The 12483-nt window shown below is 71.0% G+C and carries 11 protein-coding genes; 6 read left to right on the top strand and 5 right to left on the bottom strand.

Annotated features, from left to right (window positions below; translation table 11 throughout):
• The 3 genes from AC07FK_RS27570 to mhpA form a co-directional block, all read left to right on the top strand.
• A partial coding sequence (locus AC07FK_RS27570; protein ID WP_479107647.1) for an acyltransferase domain-containing protein occupies nt 1-1125 on the top strand: 1125 nt, incomplete at its 5' end.
• A gap of 64 nt (nt 1126-1189) precedes the next feature.
• Nucleotides 1190-1987, top strand: a complete 798-nt coding sequence (locus AC07FK_RS27565; protein WP_479107646.1) for an arylamine N-acetyltransferase family protein — start codon at nt 1190-1192, stop codon at nt 1985-1987.
• A 34-nt stretch (nt 1988-2021) separates the two neighbouring features.
• Nucleotides 2022-3656 carry a bifunctional 3-(3-hydroxy-phenyl)propionate/3-hydroxycinnamic acid hydroxylase MhpA gene (gene mhpA / locus AC07FK_RS27560; protein ID WP_479107645.1) on the top strand — a complete coding sequence of 545 codons (1635 nt, stop codon included), beginning with the start codon at nt 2022-2024 and terminating at the stop codon, nt 3654-3656.
• A 65-nt stretch (nt 3657-3721) separates the two neighbouring features.
• Here the strand turns inward: mhpA and AC07FK_RS27555 are convergent, their stop codons facing one another.
• Entirely contained in the window at nt 3722-4168 is a 447-nt protein-coding gene (locus AC07FK_RS27555) for a winged helix-turn-helix transcriptional regulator (RefSeq protein WP_453407883.1), read from the bottom strand.
• 204 nt (nt 4169-4372) lie between these two features.
• On the opposite strand from AC07FK_RS27555, the gene AC07FK_RS27550 reads away from it, so the two are divergent.
• On the top strand, nt 4373-5797 hold the full coding sequence (locus AC07FK_RS27550) for an MFS transporter (RefSeq protein WP_479107656.1): 1425 nt from the start codon (nt 4373-4375) through the stop codon (nt 5795-5797).
• Between the two features lie 147 nt (nt 5798-5944).
• On the top strand, nt 5945-7045 hold the full coding sequence (locus AC07FK_RS27545) for a Gfo/Idh/MocA family protein (RefSeq protein WP_479107644.1): 1101 nt from the start codon (nt 5945-5947) through the stop codon (nt 7043-7045).
• Nucleotides 7046-7140: 95 nt separating this feature from the next.
• On the opposite strand, the gene AC07FK_RS27540 is transcribed toward AC07FK_RS27545, so the two are convergent.
• From AC07FK_RS27540 to AC07FK_RS27525, 4 genes are read right to left on the bottom strand one after another with little or no spacing between them, the layout of a single operon-like run.
• Nucleotides 7141-7905 (bottom strand): DUF2306 domain-containing protein, encoded by a 765-nt coding sequence (locus tag AC07FK_RS27540; RefSeq protein ID WP_479107643.1) that lies wholly within the window; start codon nt 7903-7905, stop codon nt 7141-7143.
• Nucleotides 7906-7952: 47 nt separating this feature from the next.
• Nucleotides 7953-8174: a ferredoxin gene (locus AC07FK_RS27535; protein ID WP_479107642.1), complete on the bottom strand. Its 222-nt coding sequence runs from the start codon at nt 8172-8174 to the stop codon at nt 7953-7955.
• Nucleotides 8175-8179: 5 nt separating this feature from the next.
• Complete coding sequence (locus AC07FK_RS27530; protein ID WP_479107641.1) at nt 8180-9445, bottom strand: cytochrome P450; 1266 nt, start codon at nt 9443-9445, stop codon at nt 8180-8182.
• 39 nt (nt 9446-9484) lie between these two features.
• Entirely contained in the window at nt 9485-10990 is a 1506-nt protein-coding gene (locus AC07FK_RS27525) for an FAD-binding oxidoreductase (RefSeq protein WP_479107640.1), read from the bottom strand.
• A 236-nt stretch (nt 10991-11226) separates the two neighbouring features.
• Between AC07FK_RS27525 and AC07FK_RS27520 the strand changes: the two genes are divergently transcribed.
• Nucleotides 11227-12477 carry an acyltransferase family protein gene (locus tag AC07FK_RS27520; protein WP_479107639.1) on the top strand — a complete coding sequence of 417 codons (1251 nt, stop codon included), beginning with the start codon at nt 11227-11229 and terminating at the stop codon, nt 12475-12477.
• The last annotated feature ends 6 nt before the right edge of the window (nt 12478-12483 follow it).

The following is a 12483-nucleotide window of genomic DNA, read 5'->3' as shown; positions in this document are numbered from 1 at the left end:
CTCACCCTCGACGACGCCGCCCGCATCGTCACCCTCCGCAGCCAAGCCATCGGCGCCCACCTCGCCGGACACGGCGGCATGATGTCCCTCCCCCTTCCACTGGAGCAGGCCAAGGAACGCATCACCCCCTACAACGGCCGCATCGAAATCGCCGCCGTCAACGGACCCACCTCCACCGTCGTCGCCGGCGACGCCGACGCACTCGACCAACTCCACACCCAATGCGAAACCGACGGCATCCGCGCCCGCAAAATCCCCGTCGACTACGCCTCCCACACCAGCCACGTCGAACGCATCGAAGACGAACTCGCCCTCGTACTGAACGGCCTGCGGCCCACGGCCCCCGCCATTCCGATGTTCTCCACGCTCCGGGGCGAGTGGCTCGGCGCCACCCCCGTCGACGGCCGCTACTGGTACGACAACCTGCGCCACCAGGTCCGCTTCGGCGCATCCGTCGAGAAGCTCGCCACCGACGACTTCCGCGTCTTCGTCGAGATCAGCGCCCACCCCGTGCTCAGCATGCCGGTGCGCGAGATCGTCGAGGGCCGGGCCGGAGCGCCGACCGTCGTGGGCGGGACGCTGCGGCGCGGTGACGGCGGGCTCCAGCGGTTCCTGCTGTCGGCGGCCGAGCTGCACGTGCGCGGCGTACCGCTCGACTGGCGACCGGCCTTCGGGGACGCCCGGCCCGCCCGGGTCGAGCTGCCCACCTACCCCTTCCAGCGCCGGCACTACTGGCTCGCGCAGGTGCAGCCCACCGGGGCCGCCGACGAGCTGGCGGCCGCAGGCTTCACCGACCCTGACGAGGAGACCGACATGACGTCGTCCAAGGAATCGTTCGCCGAACGGATCGCCGGACTTTCGGGCGAGGAGCGGGCCGACGCCCTGCTCGAACTGGTACGGGCCGAGACGGCCGCCGTGCTCGGCCATGCCGATGCGGACGCGGTCGACGACGACGAGGCGTTCTTCGACGTGGGGTTCAACTCGCTGACCGCCGTCGAGCTGCGCAACCGGCTGGCGGAGGAGCTCGGCGTCGAGCTTCCCGTGATGCTGCTGTTCGACCAGCCGACGCCCGCCATGGTCGCGGAGTACCTGGCCGGCAAGGTCGCGGTCCCCGCAGGGGCCTGACGACTCCCCTCACCCGCCCACGGCGGCCCCCCTGCACACCCTTCCGAAAGGTACGGACGCATCCATGTTCGACATCGATCACTATCTCGCCAAGCTCGGCCACAGCGGCCCGCATCCCCCCGCCACTCTGGAGACGCTGCGCGTCCTCCACAAGGCGCACCTGATGACCATCCCCTTCGACAACGCCCTCAACGAGGAGCGCGGCACGGCGATCTGGGACGGTGTCGACATCGACGTCGACACCACCTTCAAAGAGGTCGTGGTGGGCGGCCGCGGCGGGGTCTGTTACGAACTCAACGGCCTCTTCCGCGCGTTGCTGGGCCGGCTCGGCTTCGAGGCCGTGGTGTTCTCGGCCGGTGTGCGCGGCCCCGACGGCAGCTTCGGTCCGGAGCTCGAGCACCTCTTCAACGGCGTACGGATCGACGGCGAGTGGTACCTCGCCGACGTCGGGTACTCCGGTCCTTCGCTGATCGAGCCGGTACGGGTCTCCCCCGAGCCGCAGGAGCAGTACGGCAGCCGGTTCCGGGTGGTGGAGCAGTCCGCCGCCGACCCGGACGGCACGGGCTTCCACTACCTGGAGCGCAAGCCGCGCGACGGCGAGTGGAACACCATCCACCGCTTCCGGCTCAAGGCGCGGGACTTCTCGGAGTGGCTCGACCACGAGAACCCGGTCCTCGACGCGTACGCACGGATGCTCGCCGCCAACGTCACGTACATCCGGGGCCGGGCCCTGGAGAACGGGCAGATGACGCTGACCGGCCGCCGTCTGCTGACCGTCGAGGACGGGCGGGAGCACGTACGGGTGCTGGTGAAGCAGCCCGACCTCGACGCCGCGATCAAGCACGTCCTGCTGCAGGACTGACCCTGAACCGCCACTCACGAAAGAGGAGTACACGATGTCTGCGTCGGCCGATAGTGCGCAGTGGTGGCCTGACGACGTGGCGGACCTGCTCGTCGTCGGGTACGGCCCGGTGGGGCAGGTGCTGGCGAACCTGATGGCCCAGCGCGGCCGCCGGGTGATCGTCGTCGAGCGCCACCCCAGGCCGTACACGATGCCGCGCGCGGTCGCCTTCGACGGTGAGGCGGCCCGCATCCTGGCCTCGGCCGGGGTCGCCGGTCACCTCGCCTCGGTCGGCGAGCCGTCCGGGGACTACATGTGGCGCAACGGCGCCGGGCAGGACCTGCTCTACATCGGCGCCGCCGAGGAGCACGGCCGCAACGGATGGCCCGAGTCGACCTCCATGTACCAGCCGGGCCTGGAGGAAGCGCTGATCGCGCGCGGCGAGCGGCTTCCCGAGCTGACCGTGCTGCGCGGGTACGAGGCCGTCGACCTGGCCGAGACGGACGACGGTGTCGAGCTGGCCGTGCGGAGCGCGGACGGGACGCGTCGCCGGCTGCGCGGGCGCTGGATCGTCGGCTGCGACGGGGCGAACAGCTTCGTACGCCGCCGGATCGGCACCCCGGCCACCGACCTGGGGTTCCACCACGAGTGGCTCATCTGCGATCTCGTCCTGCACGACAAGCGCGAGTTCACGCCGAACAACCTGCAGATCTGCGACCCGGCCCGGCCCCGCACCCAGGTGTCGGCCGGTCCCGGGCACCGGCGGTGGGAGTTCATGCTGCTGCCGGGCGAGACCAGGGAGGAGATGGACACCGCCGAGACCGCCTGGCGGCTCCTGGAGCTGTGCGGCATCACGCCGGACGACGGTGTCATGGAGCGGCACGCCGTCTACGCCTTCCAGGCCGCGACCTCCCAGCAGTGGCGCTCCGGGCGGCTGTTGATCGCCGGGGACGCGGCGCACCTGATGCCGCCGTTCGCGGGTCAGGGCATGAGTTCCGGCTTCCGGGACGCCGCCAATCTCGTGTGGAAGCTGGATCTGGTGCTCGCCGGGCTCGCCGGTGAGTCGCTGCTCGACTCGTACACCGAGGAGCGGCGTACGCACGTGCAGCACGCCATCGGGATGTCGGTGAACCTCGGCAAGGTGATCTGCCAGACCGACGCCAGGGCGGCCGCCGACCGGGACGCGGTGATGATCGCGGCGCGGGAGCGCAAGATGGCCCGGCCCCAGCAGTCGCCGTTCCATCCGCTCACCAAGGGCCTGTTGCGCCGCGACGAGAACGGCCGGCGGCGGCCCGGGTCGGGCGACCAGGTGCCGCAGCCGAGGGTTTCGGGCGCGGGCGGCGAGGGGCTGTTCGACGACGTCGTCGGCCGGGGCTTCGTGTTCGTGTCCCGGGACGATCCGCGGGAGCTGCTCGACGCCGGGGACCGGGAGTTCCTGGCCGGGCTCGGGGCGCGCCTGGTGTGGCTGCGCGACGCCGACGGGCCGCTGACGGCGGACCGCCACGACGACGGCGTGCACGTCGTGCGCGACGTCGAGGGGACGTACGGCGCCTATCTGGACGGGATCGGGGCGCGGAGCGTCCTGGTGCGCCCGGACACCTACGTCTACGGCGCGGCGGCCGACGCCGCTTCGGCAGCGCGGCTCGTGGACGGCCTGCGGGAGCACCTGGCGCCGGTGCGGGTGGCGTGAGTACGCGAGGCGGGGCGTCCGGCGCCCCGGGCGCCCCGCGCCGCGTGCGCGGGGCGCTCCGGCGGTCAGCCGGCCAGGGCCGGGGTGCGGTCCGCCTCGGCGGCGGCCAGGACGTCGTCGTAGTCGGCGCGGGCCCGGTCGATCTCGTGCAGGTGGCGCTCGGCCCAGCCGGTCAGCAGGACGAGCGAGTCGTACAGCTCGCAGGCCATCGGCGTGGCCGTGTACTCGACCTTCGGCGGCACCGTCGGGTACACGGTGCGGGTCAGCAGGCCGTCCCGCTCCAGGTTGCGCAGCGTGAGCGTCAGCATGCGGCGGCTGATGCCCTTGACCTGGCGCTCCAGTTCGGTGAAGCGGGCCGGGCCCTGCGTGGTGACCAGCAGGATGCCGATGCTCCACTTCCCGCTCACCCGGCCGAGGACCTCAAGAACCGAACAGGCGGACTGCGCGGCAGGAGTTTCGCACTGCTTCACGGCGCTGACCTCGGTGGTCACACCGGTGTTCCCCTGAGACATAAAAGTGCCTCCTTCCCATCGAGTTCATGGTCCCAGACCATGAACTCTGTAACAAGACGTGCACTTAGGCAGCCGCCCTGAGTCAGCCGCACTCGTCAGCCCATGTGCAGCACCCCATTCCGTTTCCGGACAAGGAAGTTGAGATCCGTGACCTCAAAAACGAAATCCAGCTCGCGCGGGCTGGCGCTCGCCATTCTCTGCGCGATGCAGCTGATGATCGTCCTCGACGGGACGATCGTGACGGTCGCCCTGCCCACCATCCAGAACGACCTGGACTTCTCCCAGAGCGGGCTGTCCTGGGTGGTGAACTCCTACCTCATCGCCTTCGCGGGTCTCCTCCTCCTGTCGGGCCGCCTCGGTGACCTGATCGGCACCAAGAAGGTGTTCCTGGCCGGCCTGGTCACCTTCACCGCCGCCTCGTTCCTCTGCGGCATCGCCACCACCTCGGAGCTGCTGATCGCCGGCCGCTTCCTCCAGGGCGTGGGCGCCGCACTCGCCTCGGCCGTGGTGCTCGGCATGATCGTCGGCCTGTACCCCGAGCCGGGCGAGCAGGCCAAGGCGATGGGCATCTACGGCTTCGTCTCGGCCGGTGGCGCGTCGGTCGGCCTGATCGCGGGCGGTGTCATCACCGAGACGCTGGGCTGGCACTGGGTGTTCCTGATCAACCTGCCGATCGGTGCGGTGGCCCTGGTCGCCGGTCTGCGGCTGCTCACCGGGCGGCCGGGTCTCGGACTGCGCGCCGGCGCGGACGCGATCGGTGCCGTGCTCGTCACCGCCGGTCTCTCGCTGGGCGTGTTCACCATCTCGCAGGTCGCCGAGGACAAGCACAGCAACGGTGAGCTGGGGCTGTACGGCGCGATCTCGGTCCTGCTGCTGGTCGCGTTCGTGCTCCGCCAGGCCAAGGCCGCCAAGCCGCTGCTCGCCCTGCGCATCTTCCGCAACCGGGAGATCTCCGGCGCGAACATCGCGGTGGTGCTGCTCTTCGCGGCCGGCTTCGGCTTCCAGTTCCTCAACGCCCTGTACCTCCAGCGCGTCCTCGGCTTCGACTCGATGCAGACCGGGCTGGCGTTCCTGCCCGCGCCCATCGTCATCGGCACCATGTCGCTGTTCTTCACGGCGAAGCTGACCGCCCGCTACGGCACCCGCCGGGTGCTGCTGACCGGCCTGCTGTTCCTGGGCGCCGGCCTGCTGCTGCTCAGCCGGGCGCCCGTCGACGGCAACTACGCGACCGACGTACTGCCGACCCTCGTCATCCAGGGCTTCGGCATGGGTCTCACCGTCCCGGCGGTCATCATGCGGGCCATGTCGGGCGCCGCACCCGCCGACGCCGGCCTGGCGTCGGGCCTGAACACCACCGCCCAGCAGGCGGGCGCCGCGGTCGGCCTCGCGGTCCTGGCCACGGTGGCCACCTCGTACAGCAACTCCCTGATCAGCGAGGGCACCGCCCAGGTGGAGGCGCTGCGGGACGGCTACGGGCTCGGGTTCCAGTTCTCGGCCGGGTTCGTCTTCCTCGCCTGGATCGTGACCTTCTTCGTCCTGCGGGACAAGCCGGCCGCGCAGTCGGACCAGCCGGAGCAGCCGGCCGACCAGGCGGCCGCCCAGGGCGCCGCGCCCGTCACGGTGCACTGACCCACTGAGCCAACGGACGGGAGCGCGGCCGGTGTTGTCTGCCGGCCGCGCTCCGGTCCGTTGGCGGCGGGGCCGGCGGTGATGCCACCGCCGGCCTTCGAAGACCAGCAAGCAAGCACGTAGGCAACAGACCGAGAGGTGTTCACCGTGGCGGACAGGATCCGAGTGGGAGTGGTAGGGGCGCACGCTGAGCGGGGCTGGGGGCGGGGGATCCATCTGCCCGCCCTGGCGGCTTCCCGCGACGACTACGAGATCACCGCGGTCGCCGGCACGAGCCGGGAGTCGGCGCGGGCCGCGGCCGGCGTGTGGGGCGCCCGGCACGCCTTCGACGACGCGCGCGAGCTGATGGCGCACCCGGAGGTCGACCTCGTCACCGTCGCGGTGCAGCTCCCCCAGCGCGACGGCCTGGTGGACGCGGCGATCGCCGCCGGGAAGCACGTGTACAGCGAGTGGCCGCTGGCGCTCGACGCGGACACCGCCGAGCGGTTCCGTACGAGCGCCGACAAGGCCGGCGTCCGGCACGCCGTGGGGCTGCAGTCCCGGCACCACCCGGCGATCCGGCTGCTGCGCGACCTGCTCGCCGACGGTCTGGTCGGCGAGGTCCTGTCGACCTCGCTCAGTTACTCGCTGGCGGCCCCCGAGGTCTGGTCGCAGCGGTACGCCGCGCTGTTCGACCACACCAAGGGCGTGAACCACGTGGCGGTCGTCGGCGGTCACGCCCTCGACATGTACGGGTCGGTGGTGGGCGGTTTCGCCGAACTGTCCGCGACCCTGACGACCCGGATCGACCGCGTCACGATGCAGGAGACGGGCGAGGAGATCGAGGTGACGTCGCCGGACCAGATCGTGGTCGCGGGCCTCTTGGAGTCCGGGGCGGCGGCCTCCGCGCACTTCATGACGGGCGGCCCCCGCGGCGACGGTTTCCGGATCGAGGTGCACGGGCGGGCGGGCCGGCTGGTGCTGCGCTCCACGGACGACTCGCTGGTCGGCCCGGAGTTCGTCCTCACCCACGCCCGGGCCAACGGCGGACCCGTCGAGGAGATCGCGCTGCCCGACCGCTACCGGCCCGCCCTGGACGGGGCGCCGTCCCCGGTGAGCAACGTGCACCAGGTGTACGCGGACCTGGCACGGGCGATCCGTACGGGCGAGTCCTTCGAGCCGGACTTCGGCACGGCCGTCCGTACGCACCGTCTCCTGGACGCGGTCAAGCGGTCCGCGGCGACGGGCGAGCGCCAGCGCCTCGGCTGACCCGGTCCCCACTCCGCCCACGCGCACGAAGAAGGCCGCCCCCGGGGTCCCGGGGGCGGCCTTCGTACGACGGAGTGACCGGTCGTCCGTACGGGTCAGGAGGGCATCGCCGCCTTGCGCCGGGCCGCCCGCGCCCTGTGGCGGGCGGCGGCGCCGCGTTCGATCAGCCACCACTCGGCGATGAGCAGCGGGATGATCCAGCCCGGCCAGGACGCGAGGCCCGCCCGCGCCTGCCCCCACGCGATGAGGGTCGGGATGTCCTGGGTGACGGGCATCGGCAGGATGGTGTGGTCGTAGATCACGCCGAGGACGCGGCTGAAGATGATCGACAGGGTCAGCGCGAAGCTGCGCACCATCCACCGGCGGTGCTCGTCCTGCCGGCGCTGACGGGCCATCCGGATGCCCGCGATCGCCGTACCGGCCCACAGCACCGAGGTGGTGACGGTGCTGACCTGCATCGACAGGCCGGACGGGCTGACCATGGCGACGGCGACACCGGCGACGGCGCCGGGCAGGACGCCCGCGAGGACGTACAGCCGGCCGCTGATCCGGTGGACCTTCGGGTGCTTCTTGCGCAGGGCCGGCCAGACCTGCAGGCAGCAGGTGACCAGGGCGACCGTGCCGAAGACGACATGGGCGACCAGGACCGGGTAGTGCCACGCGTGGCCGGGCGCCAGCGGGATCTTGCTGTCCGCCGGGTCGAGGGTGAGGTAGCGCGGCACGTTGTACGCGATGAACACCGCGGCCACGGTCGCGAGCGGGCCGACCCAGGGGCGTCTCCACCAGCGTACGGACGGTCCGGCCGCGGCCGGCCGTCCTGGGCCGGAGGTGCGCTCCGGCTCGGTCGTCGTGATCGTCACGACCGTTCTCCTGTCTTCATGGTCAAAGCGTGATCAGGACGTGAGGGTCAGTCGACCGCGACGAGCGAGTCGCCGGTGGCCAGGTCGGTGACGTCGATGGCCCGGTACGGGCAGTAGTCGGCCGCGTCGAGCACGTCCTCGTCCGGCTCGATCCGGGCCTCGACGGGGACGGCCTTGCCCCCCGCGAGCCGGAACCGCTCGGGCAGGTTGCCGTTGCACAGGCCGGCGCCCATGCAGGCGTGCTGGTCCACCTCGATGTGCCAGGTCACGGCGGTCACCACCGCACGGGCAGACCGGCGACGCCGCGTACGACGTTGTCGGTCTTCCAGGGCACGTCCTCGGCGGGCACGGCGAGGACGACGTCCGGCAGCCGGCGCAGCAGGGTGCCCAGCGCCACCTGGAGCTCCAGGCGGGCCAGCGGAGCGCCCAGGCAGTGGTGGATGCCGTGGCCGAACGCGATGTGCGGGTTGTGCTCGCGGGTGAGGTCGAGGTCCTCGGGGTTCTCGAACACGCGCGGGTCGCGGTTGCCGACGGCCGGGAAGATCATGACGGCCTCGCCGGCCTTCACGAGCTGGCCGCCGAGTTCCAGGTCCTCGGTGGCGATGCGGGTGTTCTCGGAGTACGGGCTGAGCGGAGTGACGCGCAGCAGCTCCTCGATGGCGGTGTTGAGCAGCTCCGGCCGGTCGACCAGCTTCTGCCACTCCTCGCGGCGGCTGAGCAGGATGTAGAGGTGGTTGGCGAGCTGGTTGGCCGTGGTGTGGTGGCCGGTGGCGAGGAGCGCGATCGACATGGTGATCAGCTCCTCCTCGCTGAGCTTGTCCTGCTCGTCGCGGGCGGCGACGAGGGCGGACAGCAGGTCGTCGCCGGGCTGGGCGCGCCGCTTGGCGATCAGCGAGGACATGTACTCGGGGAGCTTCTCGAAGCGCGCCTCGTTCATCTCCTCGAGGGTGTGCTCGTCGCCGAGGGTCAGCCAGGTGTCGATCCAGGCGCGGAACTTGTAGTGGTCCTCCAGCGGCACGTCGAGCATCTCGCAGATGACGGTGATCGGCAGCATCCAGGCGTACTGGGCGGCCAGGTCGCCGGTGTTGCCGGAGGCGAGCATCTTGTCCAGCAGCTCGTCGGCTATCTCCTGCGCGCGGGGGCGCATCTGCTCGACCCGGCGGACCGTGAACGCCTTGGCGACCAGCTTGCGCAGCCGGCCGTGCTCGGGGTCGTCCATGCTGACGATGTTGAGTTCCTCGACGGCTTTGCGCACGCGCGGCACGTCCTTGCCGACGGTGGCCTCGCGGCTGAACCGGCGGTCGGCGAGGACGGTCTTGACGTCGGCGTGCCGGGTGGCCAGCCACGCCTCGCCGCCGTACTGCATGTTGACGCGGGTGAGCGCGGCCTGCTCGCGGATCTCGGCGTACCTGGGGTGCAGTTCGGTGGTGACCGGCTCCCCGAAGGGGTAGCCGGGCACGAGGCCGTGCATGGGGCAGCCCGGCGGGGGCGCGGCGGCCTCGCCGGGCTGCCCGCTGGACTCGTTCTCGGTGACCGTCATCGCGATTGCCTTTCTGCGTGGGTGGGTGGAGGGGCGGTGTCAGTTGCCGATGGCGCGCGGGTGGTTGAAGAACCGCGTGGGGTCGTACGCCTTCTTGACGGACACCAGGCGGTCGTAGTTGGAGCCGTAGTAGGCGCGCTGCCAGTCCTTGAGGTACGTGTCGGGGAAGTTGATGTACGAGTGACCGGTGGACAGCGGGTCGATGGTGTTGAAGCCGTTGGTGGCCCAGGCGACGGCGGCGGCCGAGTCCTCGGCGGCCGGCGCGGCGCTGCCGAGCGCGACGCCGTACCCGACGTGGAACAGCGCGTTGCGGTGCACGAAGGCGTTGGCGCGGGGGGACAGGTCGGCGACGGCGCCGCCGAGGCCCATGAAGCTGAGGTAGCGCGTCTGCCCGGCCGTCGGGGCGCCCTCGAACGCGGCGAGCGCGGCGGCGGTGCCGCTGGTGCCGAGCGGCTTGCTGATCATGCGGGCCCGCATCCGCTGCCACTGGGTGCGCGGCGGGTGGGGGGCGCCGTCGGCGATCCCGTACACGTGCTCCATGCCGTCGGCGAAGGCCAGGTCGAGGACCTTGCTGCTGGCGGGGGTGGAGCCGACCCGGGAGTTGAGCTCGGCCAGTCCGGCGTCGGCCTGCTCCTTGGTGCCGTAGTACGCGCCCTGCTGGAGGATGATCGGCGGGTTGCCGGAGCCGGCGTCGGGCTGGATGACGATGACCTGGGCGTTGCTGCGGCGCGGGGTGGTGACGTACCACTCCTGCCAGGCGGCGAGGAACGAGTCGGCGTCGTCCCAGTTCCAGAACTGCTCGTAGAAGACCATGCGCGGGGCGGATACGGGCCGCACCTCGAAGTCGACGACGACGCCGAAGTTGCCGCCGCCGCTGCCGCGCAGCGCCCAGAACAGGTCGGGGTTGCAGGTCTCGGAGGCGCGGACCTGACGGCCGTCGGCGAGTACGACCTGGGCCGAGACGACCCGGTCGGAGCCGATGCCGAACGCCCGGCTCTGGTAGCCGATGCCACCGCCGGACAGGTATCCGCCGACGGCCACGTCGGGGCAGGTGCCGGTCACGAACTGCTGGTTGTAGGGCTTGAGGGCGGCCAGCGCCTCGATGCTGTGGACGCCGGGGCCCAGGTGCACGGTCGGCTGCCCGCCGCCGCGGATGTGCTTGATGCGGCGTACGTCGAGGACGATCCCGTCACCGGTGGACCAGCCCGCGAAGTTGTGGCCGCCGCTGCGGGTGCGCAGCGTCAGGCCGTTGTCCCGGGCGAACCGGACCACGGCGCTGACGTCGTCCGCGGTCTCGCCGTAGACGACGCCGGCGGGCCGGATCGCGTCGTACTCGCCGATCGCCAGCTGCTTGGACGCGTCGTACGTGGCCTCGCCGGGCAGCACGACGTCGCCCTGGATGCGGGAGCGCAGCGCCGCCCAGTCCGGAGCCGTGGCGGTGGTTCCGCCGCCGCCGTCCGCGTACGCCGAGGTGCCGGTACCGGCGACCGCGGCGGTGGCGGCGAGCGCGCCGCCGGCACGGAGCAGATTCCTTCTGTCGAGCATGGGTCCTCCGAGGAAAGTACGTGCTGTCACATGAGGTAAGGCAGTAATGCAGGGAAACCGTATTCAGTGCCGGTGGGGCCGCGCATTCCCCTGAATGCCCCCTTATTTACGAGGAGTTGGAACACAGGGGGCGCCAAGGGTGTGCACGAGGTCGCGTACTTCCTAATGTCGCCGTGCCGCCACCCATCGCTACGGCCCCGAAATGGAGACACGACGTGTCCGCAACCATGCCGACTGTGGATTCCGATCCAGACATACGAAGAGAGCGCAAGGCGCTTCCGTCACTGACGGGCGTCCGGTTCTTCGCCGCGCTTCTGGTGTTCTTCATCCATGCACTTCAGCCCATCGGCCCGGTCGACCACTCGGGGCCCGTCAACCCGTTCGGCGACAAGGACGTCGCGGACGGGCTGTACACGTTCTTCGGACCTGCCGGATTCCTGGGAGTGTCCTTCTTCTTCCTGCTCAGCGGATTCGTCATCACCTGGTCGGTGAAACCGGGCGAGCGACTCACGGCCTATTGGCGCCGGCGACTCGTGAAGATCTTCCCGAACCACCTCGTGATGTGGACCCTGGCGCTGGGCCTCTTCGCCTACGCCTACACCTCGGTGACCACCGGATTCCTCAGCCTGTTCCTGGTGAATTCCTGGGTCAACGCGCTCGACGTGCAGATGAGCGTCAATGCGCCGTCCTGGTCGCTGTGCGCCGAGATGCTTTTCTACCTGAGCTTCCCGCTGCTGCTGCAGTTCGTGCGCAAGATCCCGGTCCGCCGTCTGTACTGGTGGGCCGCCGGGACCATCGTGGGCATGATCGGCGTCGGTCTGGTGACGACGTACGTGATCACGGACTCGCCGAGCAACCCGATGATCCCGCTGTCGCCGTCCCAGATGTGGTTCAACTACACGCTGCCGCCCACCCGCATGTTCGAGTTCGTCCTCGGCATGCTGCTGGCGCGGATCGTGCTCGCGGGCCGCTGGCCGAAGATCGGCGCGGTGCCCGTTCTCGCCCTGGTGGCCGCCGGATACGTCGCCGCCATCTACGTGCCCGCGCCGTACAACTTCGTCGCCACCACGGCCATCCCCTTCAGCGTCGCGATCGCCTCGCTCGCCGCGGCCGACGTGCGCGGAGCCAACACCCGGCTGCAGGGCCCGGTCATGCAGTGGCTGGGCAATGTCTCCTTCGGCTTCTATCTGGTCCAGGGTGTGGTGATCTTCTGGGGCCGGCAGGCGCTGCTCGGCAACGGCACGTTCAGCACGCCGGTGGCGACCCTGGTCATGATCGGGATGTTCGCCGCCACGCTGCTGGCCGGCTGGATGCTCTACACCTTCGTGGAGATGCCGGCCATGCGCCGCTGGAGCCGGCCGCGTCCGCGCCCCGTCCCGGCCCCGGCGCCCCGCGCCGAGGACAGCCCGGCGCTGGTCTCCGTACCGCGTGAGGCGGCCCGTGCGGCGGCCGGGACTCCCGAGTCCGAACCGGCCGTACGCCCCTGAACCCCT

The organism is Streptomyces sp. NPDC046122, from assembly GCF_056429965.1.
The sequence above is the reverse complement of the archived record's forward strand: the minus strand, read 5'-3'. Positions and strand labels throughout refer to the sequence as shown.

Bases quoted from the DNA above. Each gene is read 5' to 3' on its own strand.
- AC07FK_RS27555 (WP_453407883.1), bottom strand. From the start codon at position 4,168: ATGTCTCAGGGGAACACCGGTGTGACCACCGAGGTCAGCGCCGTGAAG.
- AC07FK_RS27530 (WP_479107641.1), bottom strand. From the start codon at position 9,445: ATGACGGTCACCGAGAACGAGTCCAGCGGGCAGCCCGGCGAGGCCGCC.
- AC07FK_RS27525 (WP_479107640.1), bottom strand. From the start codon at position 10,990: ATGCTCGACAGAAGGAATCTGCTCCGTGCCGGCGGCGCGCTCGCCGCC.
- mhpA (WP_479107645.1), top strand. From the start codon at position 2,022: ATGTCTGCGTCGGCCGATAGTGCGCAGTGGTGGCCTGACGACGTGGCG.
- AC07FK_RS27565 (WP_479107646.1), top strand. From the start codon at position 1,190: ATGTTCGACATCGATCACTATCTCGCCAAGCTCGGCCACAGCGGCCCG.
- AC07FK_RS27550 (WP_479107656.1), top strand. From the start codon at position 4,373: ATGCAGCTGATGATCGTCCTCGACGGGACGATCGTGACGGTCGCCCTG.